Here is a 23,799-nt window from a genome sequence, read left to right as displayed (position 1 = left end):
AAGCCCATGAGCAATGGGCTTTATATCAATACACCCGATTCAATAAAATTATTTGTGATAATACTTAACATTTTTGTAAGTTGCGGGGTCAAAACTGGGGTATGCCGCAGTTCGCATTACATCAGCAATGGCCTTAAAAGTAATGACCCATGCTTTTCTGCATTCAGGGGTAAAATCATCCCCCAAGCCTGTTTTTAGCGTATATAACAATGCATTTCCTACCGGTGTGTAATCATCCACGCTTACACCGTAGTCAATATGTTTTCGTGCAAGTTGTTCAAGTACTGGCACGAGCTCATCTAAATTATCGAGCCCTTTAACTGCAATACCTAAGGTCATCATTAATTTTTTTCCTTGTGACCTTAAGTCGCTTATAAAGAGTGTTTTAAGTTTAGGATCATACTCAAATAATTTGGCATAAAAAATGGCTGCTGCGTCGTCGGCTATGGGGGCTACCTTTTTAAAGCTATTTTGAACTAACTGTTTTTGATAAGCGCTGAGCATGCCTATTCCTTTTATAATGAAGATTGTTATTTCATACTAGTACATAAAGACGATTTTACTCCTCAAATACCCAATTTTTGTATGACCCCACTTTATTAACCTTATAACGCATACTGAATTAACTTTAAAATAGCGACTCTGGACGCCGCACTTTATTTACCTAGCCTACACAACGGCTTCGATTTTATGCCAGTGGCTTATTTTATAATGTCATCATTTAGCACACGCAATACCCCCTCTTCCACACGTTGTTCCGCTAACCATTTGGACCAAGAATAAAATGGTGATATCTCCTTAAAATTACTCATAATTTTACATGTTGCTAAGCAGCGATAAGCCACTATTAAAATAGACGGTAAGCACAAAATGAAATACGCCTTATAAGCTGCCCTCTTACAAAATAAACTGACATATTTTGTTACATTTATTTGTATTAACATAACACTTTAGATTTAAATCTTGATGATAATTATTATCAGTTGTGATAAGTTTACCGCGAATTATTTTAATCAAAACAATAATCAACCATTGCCATTTACTGCTCACAACACGCGGAGAAAAGAATGAAATTAACTCAGTTGCCACTTGCAACCGCTATTATTTATGCATTGAATCCACAACTCAGTTTCGCACAGCAAACTGCTGAGGCTGAAGCGAATATTGAAACACTTGAGATTGTGGGTGTTCGCCAAAATCGTATAAGTGAAGGCGCAACTGGCCTTGCACTAGAGATTGATGAAACACCACAATCAATCAGTATCATCTCCGCAGAGCAACTAAAAAACTATTCAGCCTTTAATATCAACGATGCGCTACGTTTAGCCCCAGGCATCAATGTTGAAGAATGGGAAACAAATCGTACTAACTACACGTCGCGTGGCTTTGAAATTAAAAACACCCAAATTGATGGGGTTGGTTTGCCAAATGATTGGGGCATTGTAACCGGGGCTATGGAAGCCTATGGCTACGAAAACATTGAAGTTATCCGTGGAGCAAATGGCCTTTTAACGGGTGTTGGTAATGCATCGGGCACGATTAACTATGTTCGTAAGCGCCCAAAAAATGAAAATGGTGGTGAAGTAGGTGTTTCATTTGGCTCATGGGACTTTAAACGTCTTCAAGCAGATTACTCTTTGCTTTTAACTGATTCGGGGAGCTGGGCAGCCCGCTTTGTTGCAGCTGCTGAAGATAAAGAATCTTACCTTGACGGGCTTGAAAATAACCGTGAGTTTTTCTCTGTTATTGTCGATGGTCAATTAACAGATAACTCCACTGTTACCGCTGGTTATTCTTATCAAGATGCTGATACCGATGGTAATACATGGGGTGGGCTGGTGTATAACTACACAGATGGCAGCCAAGCAAAATGGGATGTGAGCGACACAACCACCCAAGAATGGACAATGTGGGACACCATCAACACTTCTGCATTTATTGAATACAACTATATTTTTGCTAACGCGTGGCAACTTCAAGCAAGCTATAACTTCCGCGGTTTTGAAGAGCAAGACAAGCTATTTTATGCCAGCGGCACGATTGATAAAGACACTCACTTAGGCTTAAGTGGTTGGCCGGGTCGTTATGACAGTAATATAGATGCAGACTTATTTGAAATCAAAGCATTTGGTGCCTTTGAATTATTTGGTAAAGAACATCAGGCAAGCGTTGGTGTAAGCCATGCAAAAAGTGATGACGTGATGTATCAACACCCATTTGATTTTGCAAACACACCGGCCTATGGTCCAACCCCAGCATTTCCATATGACTTAGATGCTATACCTGAGCCAGATTGGTTAGCGCCTGTTTTATATTCTGATATCGAACAAAAGCTAACGCGTTACTTTGGCTCTGCTCAGTTAAACATTACTGATAAATTATTTACCGTAGTTGGTTTTAACACTATTGAATTTGAGCGCTCAGGCATGAATGCCGGTGCATCAATTGATAATGACGAGAGCGAGACGAGCCCCTATGTTGGTTTTACTTATAAGTTAAACGACGATTTAAACTTATATGCAAGTTACTCTGATATTTATCAGCCGCAAGAGCAAGCAGATTACAACGGCCAATACTTAGCCCCCACCAAAGGCACTAACTTTGAAACAGGTGTTAAGGCTTCTTGGTTTGACGATGCACTAATGACAACGTTTGCCTATTTTACTGCTGAGCAAGATAACTTTGCTCAATACGCGGGCCTGACAGAAGATGGTATTTATTACTATAAAGGCGTGTCTATTGAGTCAGAAGGCTATGAATTTGAAGTCACTGGAAAGATTACCGACAACATCAATATCGTCGCTTCTTATACACATATTGATGTAACTGATGAAAATGGTGATGATACCAATAAATGGGCGCCTCGTGATGTTGTAGGTGTAACAGTAGATTATGCGGTGACCGATGCGGTGGTTGTGGGCTTAAATGGCCGTTGGCAATCTAAAATCGAAAGCACTGACTACAATGTAAAACAAGGGAGTTATGGCTTACTTAATGCCTTTGCTCGATGGAATATCAACGACAACATTGACATACAAGCAAACGTCAACAACATCACTGACGAGCAGTACATTAATAGTTTACAAACTGTGGGTTATTATGGTGCGCCTACAAACGGCAGCCTAACCTTAACTTATAAGTTTTAACTGGGTGGATGTGTCGCCCATCGGGGCGACACAATTTTATTAATTAGGGCAACTGCCTAACTCGTAATACCCCGCACTAGTTTGCGCTAAGGTGCTGGTATAAAAAGTGTTGTAAAGACCTAAGTTATCACCTGAGCCCAACGCATAAGCGTATGATCCATTCGTCGTCGCACGATTTGCCTGTACATGTGCATAGTTGCTTGAAGTGGTTTCGGTGCATTGGTAATCACCATTCGGTGTTGAATCACACGCATCACCCACACCATCAGCATCACTATCTAACTGATCACTATTTGCCACAAGCGGACAGTTATCAAGGCTATCACTCACCCCATCACTGTCAAAGTCGCTCGTTTCACCGTCGGGTGTGCTGTCGCACACATTACCAATACTGTCATTATCGTTATCGGCTTGATCAGCATTCGCTACATTCGGGCAATTATCTGCGCCGTCGAGCACACCGTCGTTGTCTGCGTCATTACTAGGTTCTGTGGTGGTTTTGCATGCCTGTAAAGGCCCTGCACAACTTGAGTCATCATCAGCAATCCACTGACATTGTTCTGTTCCTACCGCATACTCCCGCATCGTGAAGCTTGCGGTACCAAACGCTAAATAACACGCCGAATAACCTTCTCCCCACGTAATATGGCCTTCATTAATGTGCAAGTTATAATCGCCAGTAACCCCAGCATCGATGACAAAACTAATGCTGTCGGTTGATGTAAGGGCTGTATCATCGCTTGCTGTGATCACTGCGGTATTATTGCCACCCGCTAGATTGCATTGCTCAGCAAAGTACTCAAGCCCATTCACCGTAGCAGTCACATCACCATTGCTAAAGCTAACCACAACCGTGCTTACGTTTTGATTATCATCGATAACGGTGCCTGTTACTGTAGCGCATTGCCCATTTACACTAGCCGCAGTATCACTGAGTACAGGTGCTGTGGCCGCAGGTTCTGGCCCAACACGTACAGTAAGATTTGCTTCATTACCTTGTTTAGCTTCATTATCTGTGGCACTTACACGCACTTCATAAAGACCATCGGTGAGTGCACTTGTCACCCCGCTAAAGGCATTATTCGCATCGACTTGCACATTGAGAGATTCAATTAAGCTTGTCATCCCTGCGGCCAGGCTATACACATTTATATTCACACTCGTTACACTGCCTTCAGGGTCGATTGCTCTGCCTGTAATGGTGAGCTGACTGTTACTGTCTGTGGCATTTAAATTACTGATTTCGGGGCCAGAGTTGCGATCAACACGTTTATTGTTCGCTGTAAAATACTCGCCTAAATATGTTGCAAAGTTAATGCTATTTGCTGCCACATAATCACCCGAAGCACCTTGCCCACCTGACCATGAGTGGTCTAAATTATTCAACCACAACATAGCGACTCGATTATCTTGCCAGTGTGATTGCTCTGCCGTGCGAGTGGCGTCGTCGCTAATTGTTGTTGTCCCCGATAACTGATTAACCCCATAAAGCGCTGCAAACCCATTGGCATTTTGTTGGTTATAACATGTGTTTACTGTGGTATCGGCTGTGCCGTGAGCAACCACTGCGATTTGTGTTTCAAAACTATTTTTGTAGCTACCAGCATAACTTTCACAACGTGATACAAACGTATTTTCAGAGACTGTTTCACAGGTCGAAATAGCGCCACTTGAACTGGTACCAATAGTAGGACCCGCACTGGGTGCAACCCCTGCAAATACATCAGGTGCCACACATGCTGTTTGCGCGGCCATCGCAGCCCCAGATGATAAGCCAGCAATATAGACCTGTTTCGGGTCGATATTACGGGCTACATCACCACTTAAAGCATTGGCTAAATTAATCAAATTCTTATAATCGCCAGAGCTGCGGTTTATTGCACCTTGCCAATAGGACCAGCAGCTATACCCCGCTTTATTCATCGCATCAGGCACGGCTATCACCATGCCATGAGCCTCTGCGGCCTCTTCTAAATTGGCACTTAAATAGTTATTGATTGGTTGCACGCAGCCATGCAGGACTAACATTAATGAATGACCATCACCGATACTCGACTGCGTATCTGGCGTGTAAATATGAACATTATTGAAACCGCCGATGCTGACATTTTGCTGCCAACTACCTGCAAAACTTGGCTGTGAGAAAATAGCAGCGCAGAGCACGGCCACAGGCGTAAACGATGCTGATTTTCGTTTACATAATTGTGTTATTTTTTGCATATATCGCCTTTATAGTTGTTATCATTGCTGTCTGTCAGTTGATGACTAACCCAATGTAGTAGAACAATTAAAAAAGCGAACTATAACTATAGTGCTATAAAATTAAGGACAATAAAGCCAAAAGAAGCAACGCGTTTATAATGTCAATATGTGAAATTACACCAAAAGCGATTAACAAAACCCAATAAAAAAGCCTCACAATCTTATTGTTAGGCTTTCAGTAAAAAATACAACTTAACGCTCAAATTTAACGCTTTAGGTGTTTAGGGTCTGGCTTCCTAACTTTTGCAACCAAGGGATGATTCATCTTCTTTAATTCTGTTAACACAAGCTGAGCAACCTCTGTTGCACCCAGTTGGTTCAAATGGGTGTCATCTGTTACACCTAACGGGTAATTTGGGTGCAAATCAGGGGCAATATGCATGAAACGTAATGCAGAGCCGTCATCACCTAGCGCTTGAAAGTAGCGTTTAGTAATTGCTTCCATGTCAATAAAATCAACCTTTGTTTGTTTAGCAACATCTCTTACCGCATCTGCATACAACGGGTGCGTCTCTTTAATCGTTCCGTCTTCATTAAAATAGCGGCGCGTTATCGGTGTCATTAACAGGGGGTGAGCTTGCTTTTCGCGCACATCTTTGATGAAGCCAAGTAAATTTGCTTTAAAGTCGGGTACGGATGTGTAGCGGTCAACTTTTTGTTTTGATTGATCATTATGACCAAACTGTATGATGACATAGTCCCCTGGCTTAATCTCGTCCATAATCATTTGCCAACGACCTTCTGATTTAAAAGTCCGTGTGCTGCGACCATTTTTAGCCAGGTTAATTACCTGTACTTGATCATTAAAGAAGTATTGAAAAGGCATTCCCCACCCTGTTTCTGGGTAATCTTTCACTTCTTTTATTGACATTGTAGAGTCTCCCGCCATAAAAACGTTGATCTGTTCATCAGCCTGAGCAGTAGACGAAAGCGCAACACCGACGTATAGAAACCTTAAAAAATGTTTAAACATTGAACTCTCACTGTAGAAAATTAACTCAATAAAAATGACCCTAGCACACACTGCCACCGGTGGCAAATAAATAAATAAAATCAACCCACTATTGCACCATCATGTAACTTGCGGCGGTTTTAAAAACGTTAATTTGTAAAGGAAATATTAATATTTTTGGTTTATTTGGTTTGACAGCACGAATTTTTACGTATAATTTCTACCTAAATGCCACCGGTAGCAAAACAGGGATTTAAAGTGGCATTTTACTCTTTGCGTAATTGAACACACAATCGCATAAAAAAATAACAGGATATGACTTATGCCGTTTGAAAGTCATGTAATTTATAACAATAAACTACAACTGGAACAGCAATGACAACAAGTAAGCAAACATTCAAACTAAGCTCTCTTATGACCTCACTATTACTCAGTGGCGTAATGGGAAGTTATGCTGCTAATGCACAAGAACAACAAAATAATGCAGTAGAAGATGATGGCATCGAAATTATTCAGGTTAAAGGCTACCGTGGCAGTATTAATGCAGCGCTAATGTCTAAGCGTGAGGCGGTAGGCACACGCGAAACAATCATTGCTGAAGATATTGGTAAGTTTCCAGATCTAAATGTTGCCGACTCCCTGGCTCGAGTACCCGGTATCTCTATTGAAGAAGATGCTGGCGAAGGACGTCAAATAACAATTAGGGGTCTTGGTTCTCGGTTTGTAAAAACAACGATTAATGGCATGGAATCAGCTTCAGCAGGAGCGGCAACCGATGCGGCTGGTGGCTCTAATACTTCACGCGCCTTTGATTATAACGTGTTTGCTTCAGAACTCTTTACACAAATAGACATCGATAAGACCGTGTCTGCAGAAAGAGAAGATGGCGGGATTTCAGGTAATGTCAATTTACAGACTGCGCGCCCTTTCCAATATGAAGGCTTTAAAGGCTCATACAATGTCAATGCCCGCTATAACGATATTTCTGAGGATGTATCGCCGCGCGTGTCATTTATGCTCAGTAATAACTGGGATAATAAATTCGGTGTACTTGCCTCTGTTGCATACAGTGATGGGACCGTCCAAAGTGAAGGTTCATCAACGGTTCGCTGGACCGTCAATAATCCAAACTATGTTGATGGCGGTTCACCCGTTGGTCAAGGAGGTACAAACTACCTATCAGCTGCACCTAAGACCATTTTGTTAGAAAATGGCAATTACACAAACGATAATCTGGATGGTTTATATTTACCCCGTATACCTCGTTATTCTATCTTTTCAAAAGAGCAAAAACGCCTAGGTGCAACCGTCGCCTTCCAGTACGCTCCTACTGATAATCTTTCAATGAACTTAGATATTCTCCATGCAGAGCTAGACACGACAATGGATGAATATCAATACTCAGTATTGTTACGTGATCAAAAAAATATCGTACCTGAAAACATCTATACAGATCCTAACAATACAATTGTTGCTGGTGCGTTTTCAAATGCAATTATACGTTCAGAAGCACGACAAGATTCCTCTGAATCAAACTTTGATCAAGTAAGCTTTACGGGTGATTGGTACATTAATGATCGTTTAAAAATGAGCTTTTTAGTAGGTAAAGGAAAATCTGATTTGGATGTACCTTATCTTCGCACTTTTGCACTTGATGCAGAGGGCTCAACCGTTGCTTACAGTTACGACAGTAATATTGACCCACTTTCTCTAATTAATAATCCCGGTGGTGAAGCGATAGGCAGTGCGCAGTTAAACACAACAATGCCATCATTTGCTTTTGCAGCAGGACAAGCTCCTGGAAACGCGTTTACCAAAGAGCAATTACAAAACACCATGCTAGACGCTAGCAATTACAGTGCTGGGCTCGTTCGTAACCGCGCACAAACTATTGAGAGCGAAAACTCAACCATTAAACTTGATTTTGCCTACGAACTTAATGATGAATACACAGTGAAATTTGGTGTAGGGCAGCGTAGCTTTGAAACTGAACAACACGACTTCCGCAACGCGTGGAAAAACCTAGATATAGAAACGAACAAAACCAGCGGTAAATCAGCTGAAACACAAGTTATTGACTTAGATGCCGATCAAATAGCGGGAGACTTATTTTCTACCACGCTTAATGAGACCGGTATTCACTTTGGTAATAATGCCTCAGTACCGAGCACTTCAACACTATTTGGCTCTACATGGCTAACACCTGACTACAATGCCATGATGGATGCATTTTCTAATGCCGCCTTTTTTGAAGCGAAGGAAGAGTACAAACGTGCCTATTATATAAAAGAAGAGGTAAACACAGCCTACCTTCAACTTAACTTTAGAAAAGATATATTCAATTCAGAACTAAGGGGTAATTTAGGTCTTCGCTATGTTGATAACAAAAACACGAGCCGAATTGTAAATCTGGATCATATTTACAAAGATGGCTACACAGCAGGCAAAGGTGATGGCGCTAACTTTGAAAATGGTTATGGTTGGCGAGAATCGATTAGCACAGGTGATGAATGGTTACCTTCGCTTAACCTAGCTTATGATATCACTGAAGATTTAGTCGGTCGTTTTAGTTACTCACACGCTATTACCCGACCAAAACTATCTGACTTACGTTCATCAATAAGTGTTAATACCCCTGATGAGCAAGACCCTACCGCAACAATTAAACGTGGTGCGGGTCCGTCACTTGAGCCGTACAAAGCAAAACAATACGATATAGGTCTAGAATGGTACTTTGCAGATGAATCTCTGGTTGCGGGTTCTGTTTTCTTTAAAAATATCACCGGTATTTCATCTGAAAGTAGTGATGAAGTGTTAAGTCAGGCTGAGTTAGATCGCTTGGGTATCGACATTGGTGATATGAACGCAGAAGATATTACCTGGACCGTAACCCAACTTACTAATACCGACGCTGAAGATATGTGGGGTGCTGAGTTTATTTATCAGCAGCCATTTACGTTCTTGCCTGAGCCCTTTAATAACTTAGGGATCCAAGCAAACTACACATATATCGACTATACCCGCGATATCGAAGACCCTTTTTATGGTACACCTTTGAATTTAGTCGAAGAAGAAACGTCTAAAAACACTTTCAATGTAACGATGTATTATGAAGTAGATAATTGGTCAGCACGTTTCTCATACAACTATCGTGGTGGTTATAACAAACAATACCTCGATGAATACAAAGATGAATCAACGTTTGTACGTGGCTATGATGACAAAGCAAAACTCAACTTCTCTGCTCGCTATGAACTGACAGAAAATATGAGCTTGTCGTTTGAAGCCGTTAACTTAACTGATGAAAAGCAAGAGATGTGGAATGATATTTACACACCTCGCCCATACGAAAGCTTATCATCAGGACGCCAATTTTTAGTCGGCTTGCGCGGATCATTTTAACAAATGACTCCCCTCCAAATAACCAATACTGTGTGGTTGGTTATTTTTTATAAAATCTCTAGCAAGAATTGCCACCGGTGGCAATTGTTGCTAGAGTACTTCAACTATAAAAACAATTAGCACACATGTTGTGACTACAGGAACCTTGAGTATGAACAATAATCGCCGATTTTTTCTTAAAGCCTTCGCCTCGAGTAGTTTAGTAGGTACTGCTGCATTAATGGGCTGCAAAAGTGCGAGTGTAAATACGTTACTGACGCCAACAGATAATAATGATTGGTCAGCAGCCGAAGCGATTAAAAAGAACATTAAAGTACCACAGTTCCCCGAGAGTGCTTTTAATATCGTTGACTTTGGCGCTCAAAGTGGCGGTACGTTTAATAATAGCCATGCTATAAAAAAGGCTATTTTAACCTGCCACCAGCAAGGTGGTGGAAAAGTTATTATTCCTGAGGGGGTATTTTATACCGGCCCGATTCACTTATTATCGAACGTTAATTTACACCTTGAAAAAAACGCAGTGCTAAGTTTTAGTACTAATCCAGATGACTACCTACCTGCAGTATTCACTCGTTGGGAAGGCCTCGAGATGATGGGGTATTCCCCTTTAATTTATGCGTATGGCCAACAAAATATAGCGATCACTGGCGAAGGTGTACTAGAGGGTAATGCGAATAATACCACTTGGTGGCCATGGAAAGGTCCGCACAAAGAAAAACACTGGGAATTACAATACCAAGAAAATGGTCAATTGATGGATCAAAAACCAGCACGTAAACAATTAATGGTTGATGCTGAAAACGCCTTACCTGTTACTGAGCGAATCTACGCTGATGGTGCATATCTGCGCCCCCCTTTCATTCAACCCTACCGCTGTAATAATGTGTTAATTGAGGGAGTGACTATCAAAAACTCTCCTTTTTGGTTAGTAAACCCCGTGTTATGTAACAGTGTGACAGTCAGTGGTGTCACGTTCTCAAGCCATGGGCCAAATTCCGATGGTTGCGATCCAGAAAGCTGCAATCATGTGCATATAAAAGACTGTACGTTCGATACAGGTGATGACTGTATTGCAATTAAATCAGGGCGAAATGCTGACGGTCGTCGCGTCAACACGCCATCTGCCAATATAGTGATCGAAAACTGTCACATGAAAGAAGGTCACGGTGGTGTCGTCATTGGCAGTGAAATATCAGGCGGTGTGAACAATGTTTACGTACAAGATTGCACGATGGACAGTCCACATTTAGAACGTGCCATCCGTATTAAAACCAATTCTGTCCGCGGTGGATTAATTGAGCATATTCGCATTCGTAATGTTGAAGTTGGCACAGTAAAAAATGCAATTGTTATTAATTTCTTTTACGAAGAAGGTGATGCAGGCCAATTTGACCCCACCGTACGCGATATCGTTATAGACAATCTGCACTGTAATAACGTGCTTGATAAAGCGTTCTATTTAAATGGATTTGAGCGGGCACCTATCAAAGATTTTACAATTATAAATAGCCACTTTGATAACGTCGCAAAACAGTCAATCGTTAAAAATATCACCGATTTCAATGTTGAAAACGTCACCTTGAACAATCAATCAATTAGCGCAAAACAATTATTAGCGGAGTCAATCTAATGGCACAGAGCGCATTTTCTAAATTAATGGCAGGACAACCGGTTTTGCCAATCATCCAAGCACATGATCCACAGCAAGGAGTCGCCGTTGCTCGGGCTATGCAAGATGCTGGTATTAATTTAGTCGAAGTTGTACTTCGCACTGAGCAATCATTAGCTGCAATAACAGCGATAAAATCGGCATTACCAAATCTCATCGTGGGTGCGGGGACAATTACCCGTAGTGACACATTAAATAACGCCATCAATGCAGGCGCTGATTACATTGTAACGCCAGCAGTATCGCCTCGCCTGCTAGATGCTTTAGCAAGTTGTGGCAAACCATGCTTACCAGGCGTATCGAATAATGCCGATATTCTTCTCGCCAGTGAATATGGCTTTACAGAACATAAGTTATTCCCAGCTTCATTGTGCGGCGGAATCGATTTTTTACACGCTGTCTCGAGTGTTTTTCAAGAGATACGCTTTTGTCCTACAGGCGGTGTAAATGCTCAAAATTTCAAAGATTTTTTAGCATTAGATAATGTATTTGCTGTGGGTGGAACGTGGGTCGCAAAACCTGATTGGGTGAATACAAAAGACTGGCAAAGTATCACTCAAGCCTGCGCTAACGTACTAACAAAATAAATTGGCCTATTTTGCCACCGGTGGCTAATAAGTAAATGAATAAAGGAAACACTATGACTCGTCAATCACAGTCTCTTAAACTACATCCTGATCGCCTATTTTCAAGCGATCCCACTGTCGTAAGCATTGCCCGTGAACTTTACAATGAAATTAAAGATCTCCCTATTGTAAGCCCACACGGCCACACAGACCCTAAATGGTTTAATGAAAACCCTCATTTTGGTAACGCTACTGAGCTTTTCATAAAACCAGATCACTATGTGTTTAGAATGCTCTACAGCCAAGGCATCGACTTAACAACGTTAGGAATTCCTGAGCATGGCTTAGAAGGTGATATGGCGCGTTCTAAAAGCGTTGATCCAAAAAAAGCATGGCAAATTTTTGCGGACAATTATTACTTGTTCGCAGGTACACCCAGTGGCTATTGGCTAGACGCTGTATTTAGCGATGTTTTTGGTTTTACTGAAAAATTAAATTCAGACAATGCGCAAGACTATTATGACAAAATCACCGCAGAGCTGGCGACTGATGCCTATAAACCGCATGCGCTAATGGACCGTTTCAATATTGAGCTAATTGCAACCACAGAAGGTGCGCTAGACTCGCTCGAACATCATCGTGGCATGGCTGGCACAAACATGGCAAAGCGAGTTATTACAACGTTTAGACCAGATGATGTGGTTGATGCAAGTCGCGAAGACTTTATTGATAATGTCGCAAAACTAGGGGAGCTAACCGAGCAAGATACCACAACATGGCAAGGGTATTTAGACGCTATACGTATTCGCCGTGAGTACTTTAAAAAAGAAGGTCGCGCAACAGCCACTGACCATGGGCACCCCAGTGCAATAACTGCCGACTTGTCACTGAGTGAATGTGAAGCATTGTTCGAAAAATGCCGAACTGGTCACGCAAATGAGCAAGAACAAGAGCTGTTTCGTGGACAAATGCTTACCGAGCTTGCAGGCATGAGTATCGAGGATGGTTTAGTAATGCAAATCCACCCAGGTGCACACCGCAACCATAACCAACCGATTTTCAATCAATTCGGTCGTGATAAAGGGGCAGATATCCCAAGCCAAACAGAATATGTAAACGCGCTTAAACCACTATTGAGTAAATACGGTAATCATCCAAAGTTAAAAATCATCTTATTCACTCTCGATGAAACCACCTATAGCCGCGAGCTTGCGCCACTTGCAGGCCACTACCCTAGCCTAAAACTAGGGCCTGCATGGTGGTTCCATGATAGTCCGGCTGGTATGCTGCGTTTTCGTCAACAAACCACTGAAACAGCGGGCTTCTATAATACTGTTGGTTTTAATGATGATACGCGTGCATTTTTATCTATTCCGGCCCGCCACGATGTCGCGCGTCGTGTGGATTGCCGCTATTTAGCTGAACTTGTTGCTAATCACCAAATTAGTATTGAGTCAGCGCATGAACTCGCTTATCAGTTAACCTATGGTTTAGTGAAAAAAGCATACAACTTATAATAAAAACACTTAGGCCAAAGCTTTGCTTTGGCCTTTTCAGGGGAGAACAACAATGAAACATTTACCCTCACGTCACCTGATACACACATCACTGATTACTTTCGCTGCTTTGTCTGTTACCGCTTGCCAACAAGCAGAACAACCCCAGCATCACAGCATAAAAGAAGCACAGACAGGTTCTGTTGCCACTGTTGATATTGCTAATCCCAGCCCGTTTAATCGCGAAGATGAAGCTATTTATTTAAGCTACTACGACTTAGGTGTAGCACCTGATACAACCCTTGCGGTAAATATCGGCGATAATCAAGTTGCCAATCAAGCGATTGATAAAGATTTGGATGGAAAGAACGATGGTATTTTGTTCGTTACTGATCTTTCTAAAGGTGAAAATATACACGCAGAGATAATCTCAACAACACGTCTCGCACCTTCCAAAAAGCGTGTACAAGCAGATTTAGCTCATAAAGTGGGTGGTGAATGGGTACCTCATACTCGCCCACCAAAACACCAACAAAATGCTGGAATGAAAGAATATGTCGGTGGCCAGTTTAAAAATGTTCAATCCATAACCCCTCCTGAATATTACACAGACCATTCAAACTGGATCCGCTATGAAGGACCAGGGATCGAATCAGATAAGGTCGGTTATCGCATTTACCTCGATTGGCGTAATGGTTTTGATATCTTCGGAAAACTGACTCCAGAACCCGTATTGCACAACGTTGGTTTAGATGGTTATAAGTCGTATCATTCGCTGCAAGATTGGGGAATGGACTTATTAAAAGTAGGAGGATCGCTAGGTGCAGGTGGTTTTGCCTATACCAATGAGAAAGGTAAGCTTGAACATGTCAGCAAAGTAGATACTCGTACTGCAAGCATCACTGCGAATGGCGATCTATTCGCCCAAATTCAACTTGATTACCATGGCTGGCAAAACAGCGTACAGCAACAAGACCTCAGTGCATTTATCAGTATGCAAGCGGGTTCTCCACTGGCAGAAGTCACCTTAAAACTCGACAAACCACTTGATAACATCACCGCAGGCCTTGTAAAACATCCCGATACGACCTTTTTAAAAGCCGATTTACAAAGCATGAGCAATTATGGCTATGGGTATATTGCAAGTTGGGGCAAACAAAGTCTCGACGGTAAGGCGCTAGGCATGGTGGTTTTTTTCAAAAAAGGGGATGTAAAAACAGTACGCCAAGATGATAAAAACTACTTAGTAGAATTAACGCCAAAAGGCCAGCAAGGCAGTCAGCAAGTTCACTATTATTTTGCATCTTTATGGCAAGCACAAAGTGGTATTAATACCGTAGAACAATTTGAGCATTATATTAAACAACAAGCGCAAAAGCTGACCATTAAGCCTCGAATTCAGCTCAAAACATCGTTGACACAGAATGCAATGCAAGCGTCTATCTCCGCAGAGTCTGCACTTAAGTGGACACAAGCATTCGCAGATTCTGAACTGGCGCGTAAAACGCTAGGCTACCACTACAATGGATGGGATGTTAACCGTAAGCGCTCTCCAAAGTTTGAATATGACATTATTGGTATTCAACCGTATGCTTATTACACACTCGGTGAACTCACAGATAATGCGGAATATAAACAAGTAATTGAAAAAGTGACCGGAAGCTTTATTTCTGAAGATGGCCTTATTTCAGCCTATAAACAAAGCAATTTTAATATTGATAATATTCCGCCTGGTCGCAATTTAATTACGCTATACCAGCAAACAAATGAACAAAAGTATCTAAAAGCAATTCATGCGCTAAGAGAGCAATTACATAAACACCCTCGCACGTCGACAGGGGCATTTTGGCATAAGAAAAAATACCAAGGCCAAGTATGGCTTGATGGTGTGTATATGGGTATGCCTTTTTTAGCTGAGTACGCAGCCTTATTTGAATCGGGTCACCAACAACAAGAAACCTTTGCCGAAGTGGTGAACGAATTTAACTTAACCCGCGAGTTTTTAAAAGAGACACAAACAGGGCTTTACTATCACGGCTGGGATGAGCTTAAACAACAGGCATGGGCTAATAAATCAACGGGGCTTTCACACGAGGTCTGGGCTCGCGGAATGGGCTGGCTTGCGATGGCCGTTGTCGATGTACTTGATTATATTCCTGAACAAAATAGTCAGCAACGAAAACACTTACTTACCATGGTGCAAGAAATTGCCGACAGTCTAGAAAAAACGCAAGACCCAGCAACCGGTACCTGGTGGCAGGTAATGGATAAACCCAATGCGATAGGTAATTATAGAGAGTCATCAGCAACGGCGATGTTTACCTACTTCTATGCAAAAGCAATAAATAAGGGCTACTTAAGCACCGATTACCTTGCGACTGCATATCAGGCCTATCAGGGATTATTAAACGAATTTACCTTATTGCACCAAGATGGCACTGTGTCTATGACTAACCAATGTTATGTAGCGGGGCTTGGCTATGGCCGTGATGGGAGTTATGACTACTACATGAGTGAACCTGTTGTTGCAAACGACCCTAAAGGCAACGCGGCGTATATTTTAGCTGGCACAGAAATGGTAAAATTGCTTCGTCAGAAAAGTAAATAATCATGCAAACATTTCGCTATTTATCGATTTTATTAACCTGTATTTTAAGCGTTTTTTGGTCAGTAAACAGCATTGCAAGCAATGTTAAAAAACCCCCTATTAGGTGGTCGATATGGATGGCTGAATCAGAAATGCAACGTCATCCGCATGCCTATTTGATTGACTGGCGCACTGCTGCTCGCTGGGACTATACCCATGGCTTAGAACTTATGGCATTTGCTAAGCTTTATCAAAAAACAGGCGATACACGCTATTTCAATTACATAAAAGAGTATGTTGATAGCCTCGTTATGGACGATGGCACGATTAAGACTTATCAACAGAGTAAATACAACATTGATATGCTCAATGCTGGTAAGTTATTGTTTTTCATGTATGACGAAACAGGCAACAAAAAATATCGACTCGCCATCGACACACTAGTAAAGCAATTAGAAAAGCATCCCCGCACTACAGAGGGGGGATTTTGGCATAAAAAACGCTACACCTCACAAATGTGGCTCGACGGTTTATACATGGGCGCACCATTCTACGCTGAGTACATTCGTCGTTATGGTCAAAAAGAGCAATTTAGCGATGTTATCAAGCAATTCCAACTTATTGAAAAGCATTTATACCGACCTGATACCCAACTCCCTGTTCACGGCTGGGATGAGTCAAAGAGTCAAAAATGGGCTGACCCAATCACAGGACAATCAGCAAATCACTGGTCACGTTCAATAGGTTGGTATGCCATGGCGATGGTTGATGTGTTAGCGCAATTGCCAGATGATTATCCTGAAAAAGCATGGTTATCTCGCCGCTTTAAACACTTAATCGATCGCTTATTACATTATCAAAATGACACTGGAACTTGGTATCAAGTCACAGATAAAGGCGATGAAGCCGGTAATTATCCTGAATCCTCTGGAAGCAGCATGTTTACCTACGCAATCATCAAAGGAGTATTAGATAACGCCTTACCTGCCTACTACTTAGTGTACGCAGAGCAAAGTTATGCTGGATTAATCGATGAATTCATCGCTGTCGACAAAAAAACAAAACGTATTTCAATCACATCAGCCTGTGAAGTCGCAGGGCTTGGCGGCAAGCCATATCGTGATGGTAGCTATGATTATTACTTAAGCGAAAATATCCGAGATAATGACCCTAAAGCAGTTGGGCCTTTTATTTTAGCGAGTCTTTTATTAGGCAGATAAGGAAATCAAGTGAAAGCGATTTATGTCTTAATAAATACCCTTTTTTTTGTCAGTGTTACTTTACCGGCTATTGAACTGATAGAGTTCCCCACTGAAAAAAATAACATGCCGCTCATTTGGCAGGCAGATTTAGAAAATGGGTATTACCAAAACCCTATCATTCATGCTGACTTTTCAGATCCTGATATCGTTGCCCTGGGTGATGATTATTACATGACGGCATCAAGTTTTAACTCTGCGCCGGGGTTGCCTATTTTACATTCAAACGACTTAGTTAACTGGCAACTCATAAATTACGCACTCCCTATTCAACAACCGCGTGAGCACTACAACACGCCACAACATGGTAATGGCGTTTGGGCACCCAATATTCGTTATCATAATGGCTTATTTTGGATTTTTTACCCTGACCCAGATTTTGGGATCTATGTTATTACAGCCAAAGACCCCGCTAAAGCATGGTCAACACCCATATTAATTCTAAAAGGGAAAGGAATTATCGACCCTACACCCTTATGGGACGATGATGGCAAAGCTTACTTGCTCCATGCGTGGGCAAAAAGCAGGGCCGGATTTAACAATGTTCTCTCAATTCGTGAAATGAGTGCTGACGCCAGTTGGGTAAGTGACGAATACCAGCATATCGTCGATGGCAATACCCTGCCCTCATATCGTACCCTAGAAGGTCCTAAGTTTTACAAGCGTAATGGCTTTTATTACATTTTTGCTCCTGCTGGCGGAGTCGATTTAGGTTGGCAGTCAGTTTTTAGAAGTAAACACATACTAGGCCCGTATGAAGACAAAATTGTAATGGCACAAGGAAACTCGCTAACCAACGGCCCACACCAAGGAAGTTGGATCAACACGCCATATGGCCAAGATTGGTTTGTTCATTTTCAATCTAAAAATGCCTACGGCCGTATCGTGCATTTACAACCGCTTCAATGGCTTAATGATTGGCCCGTGATTGGCCGAGATCCCGATAAAGATGGCATCGGCGAGCCGGTTTTAAAGTATCGAAAACCCAAAGCTAAACGGTTCTTAAGCACTCAAATACCCAACAGCGATGAATTTAACGCTGAGCAACTTGGTTTACAATGGCAATGGAACGCAAATCCACAGCCACACTGGTTTTCTTTAACTGACAGTGCTGGCTATTTAACACTATCCCAACAGCAAAAAGTAGCAGACAGTTTGTGGCTTACTCCTTCGCTGTTATTGCAAAAACTACCGGCAGAGCGCTTTTTCGTTGAAACAAAATTAGTCTTTAATCCAGAAACTTACCAGGGCGACAGCGGTCTTTTATTGTTTGGCGAAGACTATGCGTGGATCGGTATATCGCGTTCAGATGAAGGCGCACTCCACCTTGTTTATAGCCAATGCAAAGGAGCACGAAAAGGATGTACAGAACATAAAACAATCATTACAGAGGTCACCACTGAGACAATGTATTTAAGATTACTGGTGCAACCTGGCGCTCATGCGGTATTTAGTTATAAAACGTCAGAAGCCTCACCATATCGGGCCATCGGAGAGCATTTTAGTGCCAAAAAAGGCCGTTGGGTTGGTGCCAAAGTGGGCTTATTCAATGTCAATAAGTTGGTCAGTCGCAATTCTCACTCTGTACATTACGATTATATTCGCTTTTCTAAGGTAGCTGATAAATGAAACACACACTCCCCCTTATCGCTTTTCTATTAAGTGGAATATCAAACCACGTTCATAGTGCGTCTTATACTCTTGAAAACACATATAAAAAGTTAAAACCACGCTACAGCGAGTTGCATCTACCAGATGACAGCCCAATCAGTAATTTAAACGTCGAACAACATACGTACCCAGGTAAATTGCGCTCCCAGTCAATCACTATTATTCGACCTAATAACAACACCGTATTACCACTGATTGTATTGGTGCATGGTGGTGGATGGGGCTCGGGTTCACCGGCCATTTTGCAAACCCTCGCAGCAAAACTTGCCGCTAAGGGCTTTGTTGTGGCAACCCCTGCTTATACACTTTCGGATGAGGCGCAATACCCTGCATCGATTCATGATATTGCACTAGCAACACAGTGGTTAAAAAGTAACGCTTCACGCTTTCACTTAAACGCTGAAAAACTGACCCTTGCAGGCAGTTCAGCAGGCGGGCAAATAGCTGCCCTACTGGCTTATAGTCATGGCAAGTTATCGAATCAAAGTGCCTCATTGGCAGTGAATGCGCGCGTGTTAATCAACATTGATGGTCTGTCTGATTTCACTACCCCTTTGGCACTGCGCTACGAGAATGATAAAAGTAAGGCGGTTACATCTGCCAGTAAGTGGCTAGGAGGTCGTTATGAAGAAGTCCCTGCAATTTGGCAACATGCATCCCCAATTAATTACATCTCAAACACAAGCCCTGCGACTTTATTTATCAACGGTGGCTTTGCGCGATTTTATGCAGGAAAAAAAGCAGTTCAAGAACAATTAACTGAGCGTGGCATTACAAACAAGGAGCATGTGTTTAAAGAGGCTCCCCATTGCTTTTGGCTATTTCACCCTTGGCAAAATAACACGGTTGAATTAATCAGTGAGTTTATTAATAAACAGTTAGCCGTTGACCCTTCCCGTTGACTCGCGTGTAACGAGGTTAGGTGTCACTGTTTTTTGTAAGGCTAACTTTTCCTGATTATTACGGGATTTATTGATCAGCTTTTGGACTGCCAAACACGCCATATTAAACACTGGGCGTCGGATAGTTGTTAATGAGGGAATAATACGTGATGCCAAAATATTATCGTCGAATCCAGCCACTGAGAGCTCATCGGGCACTCTAATATTTAAGTTGTTTGCAACCCGAAGAACCGCTGCAGCCATTTCATCGTTATTTGCAACGATTGCAGTGGGTCTTGGCAAAGTATTAAGTAATTGCTCAGCACACGCCAAACCACTGTCATAATTGTTTTTACCTTCAACTATGCGGTCTGTTGGTAGCTTAACGTTATATACCTGCAACTCAGCCAAAAAGCCTGCTAAACGTTCAATCGACGAGCGGTAATGTTGAGGGCCCGAAATAAACCCAATATCTGTATGACCTAACTCGACTAAATGTGTCGCCATATCACGCATGGCAGCACGCTCATCAGACACAACAATATTGTCTGCATCATCTAAATCAACTGACGCAAGACGAACATAAGGACAGTTAATTTCTCGAAGCGCTGCTGCCAATGCTTTATTTTCAGAGACAGGAGGTAAAATAATCACGCCATCTAGTTTTGAGCGCGAAATAAAACTAAGGCAATCACTAATGAAGTCATCGCGTTTTGATGATCCAGGGTGCACAACAAGCTCATAGCCAAGCTCAGCACAAACACTCAATGCGCCACGTTGTACTTCATCAATATACAGTGCATCGGGGTTATCATAGATTAAGCCCAGTAAGTAAGAGCGACTCGACGCCAAACCGCGCGCTTGCTTATCTGGCGAGAACCCTGTTTCTTTAATAATTTCTAACACCCGCTCACGGGTTGCTTTACCGACCGCCGGTGAGCAGTTTATCACTCTCGAAACAGTGCGTTTAGAGACCCCTGATAAACGAGCAATATCGTTGATTGTTACAGACATATAAAATTCCAGAGTCAACTACTTAGCGACAGTAGTGTTCAGCTTTTAATTATTAAAAGTACACAAATTCGTTACATTATAAATGACAAAAGAGGCGACATGCACCTCTTTGGTGATTTTAATCTAATAAACCGAATAAGCGTGGTAAAAATTCACTAATTGCAGGTACATACGTAACCAACATTAGTACCAGAAACATCACTAAATAGAGTGGCATCATGGGTTTTATTATTTTATGTATCGCTGTTTTTGCGACTGCACAACTTACAAATAATACACTCCCCACTGGCGGAGACACTAATCCTATCGATAAATTGAGAACAATCATGATACCAAACTGAACAGGAGACATACCAAATTGCATTGCCACCGGTAAAAATATCGGTGTGAATATCAGTACAGCTGGCGTCATATCAATGAATGCGCCCACAAGTATCAAAATTAAATTAATTAATAACAAAATAATTATTGGGTTATCACTTAATGTTAAAAAGAATTCACTGACCATTTGTGGAATATGCGTATAGGACAAAAGCCACGACATTGCCGAAGATGCAGCAATAATAAGCATCACAATGGCGGTTGTTTCGCAGGCCTTCAGTAATAACTGAGGCATTTCATTTAAACGAATTTCTTTATACACAAACACAGCAAGGACGAGAGCATAAATCACGGCAACGGCCCCGGCTTCTGTCGCCGTAAAAACACCACCAATAATGCCCCCAATCACAATAAAAACAAGTAATAAACTGGGCAATGCTGCGATTATTTTTTCGAACATGACCGAAAAAGGCAATCGCGCTGTCACAGGGTAATTGTTCTTAATAGAATAAATTGCACACACCATCATCAGTGCTAAACCGAGTAAAATACCCGGCAAATAACCCGCAATAAATAAGGCTGCAATCGATACTCCCCCACTCGCAATAGCGTAAATAATAAGAATATTACTCGGGGGTATTAGCATACCTGTTGTTGCCGCACTTGCTGTGACTGCTGCTGCAAAGTTTTCGCTGTAACCGTGCTTTTTCATTTCTGGCACCATAAAACTACCGATAGCCGACGTAGCTGCAACAGCAGAACCCGAAATAGCACCAAACATCATGCACGACATTACATTCACAAGCGCTAAACCACCGGGTAAGAAGCCAATCATTGCCATAGCACACTCAATTAAACGCTTGGCTATGCCTCCTTGGCCCATAATTAAACCAGACAAAATAAAGAATGGGATGGCTAACAAGGCAAAGCTATCCAGACCGCCCATCATCTGTTGGGAAATCGTAATACTTGCTGGCGTAAAATCCATATGTAACGTAAGCGCAATCAGTGTCGATAATGCGATACAAATAGAAATAGGGACATTAATAAACAGTAAGATGAAAAAACACACAATTAGAATTATGGCTGTCATTTCCATTATGATTCCTCCATCACATTCATTAAGCAATTAACAATATTTTCAACGCAGTTAAATACAATTAATAGGCCACTTAACGGCAATACAGCATAAACAAAGCCCATATTAATACCCAGAGCTGCCGAGCTTTGTTCAAGCTCAAAACTCAGCATCATTAACAAACTGCCGCCATACACTAAAATGCAAGATGCGGTTATCAATACCGATAATTCAATAATAAAGGTGCATTTTCTGCGTAGTGTCGGAACCATTTTTTGATAGAACAGATCAAGTCCTAAATGGGCGCGAGTTCTGTATGCGTACGATGCGCCTAAAACCCCAATCCACATTAATAAAAAACGTGCTAACTCTTCTGTGTATGAACTTGGCGAACGCAAAATAAAACGCGAAAACACCTGCCAAGTCACGACAGCCACGATGGCGATCATCGCTACTATCAAAATACGTTCTATCAATGAGTTAAGATGTGAATTTAGCTTTGTCATTTTGCCTCCCCCATCGCTTTGATAGCCTTGATATGTTGCTCAACAGGCGTACCTGCAAATGAAGCATGAAAATCGGCGACTTTATCCTGAAACGCTTTTTTATCGGGGTAGGTAACTTCAACGCCGGCCTCAATAACCGCTTTAAGTGCTTCATCCGATGCTGATTGCCAGAGTGAACGTTGGTATTCAACAGAATCAGCCATGGCTTTAGTTAGCCATGTTTGCTGTTGTTCACTCAAGGACTCCCACACTTCTTGGCTGGCCAAAATAACATCAGGTACAAAGGTATGTTCATCTAACGAGTAGTACTTCGCAATTTCATAGTGGCGAGATAAGTAATAACTGGGTGGGTTATTTTCAGCGCCGTCAACAACCCCCTGCTGCAGAGCCGAATACAGCTCAGCCCACGCAATAGGTGCTGCAGCACCGCCAAGAGCTTGTACCGTCGCAACGGCCGTGGGGCTATTTAATACACGAATTTTCTGACCAATTAAATCGTCAGGCGTGTGAATGGGTTTTTGGGTCGTATAAAAGCTTCGGCTGCCTGCATCGTAATAACCTAACCCTTTGAGTCTTGCAGAAGATACTTTATCAAGCATGTCTTGGCCTAACTGACTGTTTAATACGCGCCAAAAATGCGCACTGTCATTAAACAGATAAGGAATACCAAACACCTTCATTTCTGGCACAAAGCCCTCAAGTGGACTCGCAGACACTTTGGTAATAGCAAGACTACCTATTTGTAGCAACTCGATAAGCTCTCGTTCTGACCCTAATTGACCACCGGGATAGATCACTATTTCCATACTTCCGTTGGAATAGTAATCTAAACGTTTTGCCATATACTCCATCGCTTGATGCACCACATGCCGGGTATCCAGCGTGTGGGCAAGCGTCAAGCGTGTGGTTTTGTTGTCATTGCTGCAGCTGGTTATAAAACCAAGCGTAAAAACCACAAAAACGCTGTAAAGAAGATTTCTATTCATTAT

The 23,799-nt window shown here is 41.9% G+C and carries 16 protein-coding genes; 9 read left to right on the top strand and 7 right to left on the bottom strand.

The window, feature by feature from the left end:
- Positions 1-48: 48 nt before the first annotated feature.
- On the bottom strand, positions 49-504 hold the full coding sequence (locus LPA49_RS15880; RefSeq protein WP_230237137.1) for a globin family protein: 456 nt from the start codon (positions 502-504) through the stop codon (positions 49-51).
- Between the two features lie 563 nt (positions 505-1,067).
- On the opposite strand from LPA49_RS15880, the gene LPA49_RS15875 reads away from it, so the two are divergent.
- Positions 1,068-3,146: a TonB-dependent siderophore receptor gene (locus LPA49_RS15875; RefSeq protein WP_230237134.1), complete on the top strand. Its 2,079-nt coding sequence runs from the start codon at positions 1,068-1,070 to the stop codon at positions 3,144-3,146.
- Between the two features lie 39 nt (positions 3,147-3,185).
- Here LPA49_RS15875 and LPA49_RS15870 read toward each other — a convergent pair whose 3' ends face one another.
- Both LPA49_RS15870 and LPA49_RS15865 read right to left on the bottom strand, forming a co-directional pair.
- Positions 3,186-5,366, bottom strand: coding sequence for a PHB depolymerase family esterase (locus LPA49_RS15870; RefSeq protein WP_230237131.1), 2,181 nt, complete (start codon positions 5,364-5,366; stop codon positions 3,186-3,188).
- Positions 5,367-5,613: 247 nt separating this feature from the next.
- Positions 5,614-6,381, bottom strand: a complete 768-nt coding sequence (locus LPA49_RS15865) for a rhamnogalacturonan acetylesterase (RefSeq protein WP_065978974.1) — start codon at positions 6,379-6,381, stop codon at positions 5,614-5,616.
- Positions 6,382-6,735: 354 nt separating this feature from the next.
- Between LPA49_RS15865 and LPA49_RS15860 the strand changes: the two genes are divergently transcribed.
- From LPA49_RS15860 to LPA49_RS15825, 8 genes are all read left to right on the top strand, one after another.
- Positions 6,736-9,762: a TonB-dependent receptor gene (locus tag LPA49_RS15860; RefSeq protein ID WP_230237129.1), complete on the top strand. Its 3,027-nt coding sequence runs from the start codon at positions 6,736-6,738 to the stop codon at positions 9,760-9,762.
- 151 nt (positions 9,763-9,913) lie between these two features.
- Positions 9,914-11,392, top strand: coding sequence for a glycoside hydrolase family 28 protein (locus tag LPA49_RS15855; protein WP_065978972.1), 1,479 nt, complete (start codon positions 9,914-9,916; stop codon positions 11,390-11,392).
- Positions 11,392-12,018, top strand: coding sequence for a bifunctional 4-hydroxy-2-oxoglutarate aldolase/2-dehydro-3-deoxy-phosphogluconate aldolase (gene eda / locus LPA49_RS15850; protein WP_230237126.1), 627 nt, complete (start codon positions 11,392-11,394; stop codon positions 12,016-12,018). Before LPA49_RS15855 ends, eda begins: the two co-directional genes overlap by 1 nt.
- A 53-nt stretch (positions 12,019-12,071) precedes the next feature.
- Positions 12,072-13,514: a glucuronate isomerase gene (uxaC, locus tag LPA49_RS15845; protein ID WP_118845226.1), complete on the top strand. Its 1,443-nt coding sequence runs from the start codon at positions 12,072-12,074 to the stop codon at positions 13,512-13,514.
- Positions 13,515-13,566: 52 nt separating this feature from the next.
- A complete protein-coding gene (locus LPA49_RS15840) occupies positions 13,567-16,101 on the top strand; it encodes a glycoside hydrolase family 88 protein (protein ID WP_230237123.1) in 2,535 nt (844 codons plus the stop codon).
- Between the two features lie 116 nt (positions 16,102-16,217).
- Positions 16,218-17,300 carry a glycoside hydrolase family 105 protein gene (locus LPA49_RS15835; protein ID WP_227006884.1) on the top strand — a complete coding sequence of 361 codons (1,083 nt, stop codon included), beginning with the start codon at positions 16,218-16,220 and terminating at the stop codon, positions 17,298-17,300.
- Between the two features lie 9 nt (positions 17,301-17,309).
- Positions 17,310-18,968, top strand: a complete 1,659-nt coding sequence (locus tag LPA49_RS15830; protein ID WP_230237120.1) for a glycoside hydrolase 43 family protein — start codon at positions 17,310-17,312, stop codon at positions 18,966-18,968.
- The gene (locus LPA49_RS15825; protein ID WP_230237117.1) at positions 18,965-19,912 is read left to right on the top strand and encodes an alpha/beta hydrolase; all 948 of its coding nucleotides are present in this window, start codon (positions 18,965-18,967) and stop codon (positions 19,910-19,912) included. The genes LPA49_RS15830 and LPA49_RS15825 overlap by 4 nt, the downstream gene beginning before the upstream one ends.
- On the opposite strand, the gene LPA49_RS15820 is transcribed toward LPA49_RS15825, so the two are convergent.
- The 4 genes from LPA49_RS15820 to LPA49_RS15805 form a co-directional block, all read right to left on the bottom strand.
- Complete coding sequence (locus LPA49_RS15820; protein WP_036972278.1) at positions 19,889-20,905, bottom strand: LacI family DNA-binding transcriptional regulator; 1,017 nt, start codon at positions 20,903-20,905, stop codon at positions 19,889-19,891. The two genes, LPA49_RS15825 and LPA49_RS15820, sit on opposite strands and share 24 nt — an antisense overlap.
- 118 nt (positions 20,906-21,023) lie before the next feature.
- Positions 21,024-22,325 (bottom strand): TRAP transporter large permease, encoded by a 1,302-nt coding sequence (locus LPA49_RS15815; protein WP_036972281.1) that lies wholly within the window; start codon positions 22,323-22,325, stop codon positions 21,024-21,026.
- Positions 22,325-22,810 carry a TRAP transporter small permease gene (locus LPA49_RS15810; RefSeq protein WP_036972283.1) on the bottom strand — a complete coding sequence of 162 codons (486 nt, stop codon included), beginning with the start codon at positions 22,808-22,810 and terminating at the stop codon, positions 22,325-22,327. Before LPA49_RS15810 ends, LPA49_RS15815 begins: the two co-directional genes overlap by 1 nt.
- A complete protein-coding gene (locus LPA49_RS15805; RefSeq protein ID WP_074988727.1) occupies positions 22,807-23,796 on the bottom strand; it encodes a TRAP transporter substrate-binding protein in 990 nt (329 codons plus the stop codon). Before LPA49_RS15805 ends, LPA49_RS15810 begins: the two co-directional genes overlap by 4 nt.
- Positions 23,797-23,799: the final 3 nt, after the last annotated feature.

The sequence above is a fragment of the Pseudoalteromonas sp. MB41 genome, from assembly GCF_020966275.1.
Lineage (GTDB): Bacteria > Pseudomonadota > Gammaproteobacteria > Enterobacterales > Alteromonadaceae > Pseudoalteromonas > Pseudoalteromonas lipolytica.
This window is presented reverse-complemented; position numbering and strand designations above follow the sequence as displayed.

Coding starts and splice junctions, on each gene's coding strand:
- LPA49_RS15835 (WP_227006884.1), top strand. CDS start 16,218: ATGGCTGAATCAGAAATGCAACGTCATCCGCATGCCTATTTGATTGAC.
- LPA49_RS15870 (WP_230237131.1), bottom strand. CDS start 5,366: ATGCAAAAAATAACACAATTATGTAAACGAAAATCAGCATCGTTTACG.
- LPA49_RS15820 (WP_036972278.1), bottom strand. CDS start 20,905: ATGTCTGTAACAATCAACGATATTGCTCGTTTATCAGGGGTCTCTAAA.
- LPA49_RS15855 (WP_065978972.1), top strand. CDS start 9,914: ATGAACAATAATCGCCGATTTTTTCTTAAAGCCTTCGCCTCGAGTAGT.
- uxaC (WP_118845226.1), top strand. CDS start 12,072: ATGACTCGTCAATCACAGTCTCTTAAACTACATCCTGATCGCCTATTT.
- LPA49_RS15865 (WP_065978974.1), bottom strand. CDS start 6,381: ATGTTTAAACATTTTTTAAGGTTTCTATACGTCGGTGTTGCGCTTTCG.
- LPA49_RS15815 (WP_036972281.1), bottom strand. CDS start 22,325: ATGGAAATGACAGCCATAATTCTAATTGTGTGTTTTTTCATCTTACTG.
- LPA49_RS15875 (WP_230237134.1), top strand. CDS start 1,068: ATGAAATTAACTCAGTTGCCACTTGCAACCGCTATTATTTATGCATTG.
- eda (WP_230237126.1), top strand. CDS start 11,392: ATGGCACAGAGCGCATTTTCTAAATTAATGGCAGGACAACCGGTTTTG.
- LPA49_RS15805 (WP_074988727.1), bottom strand. CDS start 23,796: ATGAATAGAAATCTTCTTTACAGCGTTTTTGTGGTTTTTACGCTTGGT.
- LPA49_RS15825 (WP_230237117.1), top strand. CDS start 18,965: ATGAAACACACACTCCCCCTTATCGCTTTTCTATTAAGTGGAATATCA.
- LPA49_RS15860 (WP_230237129.1), top strand. CDS start 6,736: ATGACAACAAGTAAGCAAACATTCAAACTAAGCTCTCTTATGACCTCA.
- LPA49_RS15880 (WP_230237137.1), bottom strand. CDS start 504: ATGCTCAGCGCTTATCAAAAACAGTTAGTTCAAAATAGCTTTAAAAAG.
- LPA49_RS15810 (WP_036972283.1), bottom strand. CDS start 22,810: ATGACAAAGCTAAATTCACATCTTAACTCATTGATAGAACGTATTTTG.
- LPA49_RS15840 (WP_230237123.1), top strand. CDS start 13,567: ATGAAACATTTACCCTCACGTCACCTGATACACACATCACTGATTACT.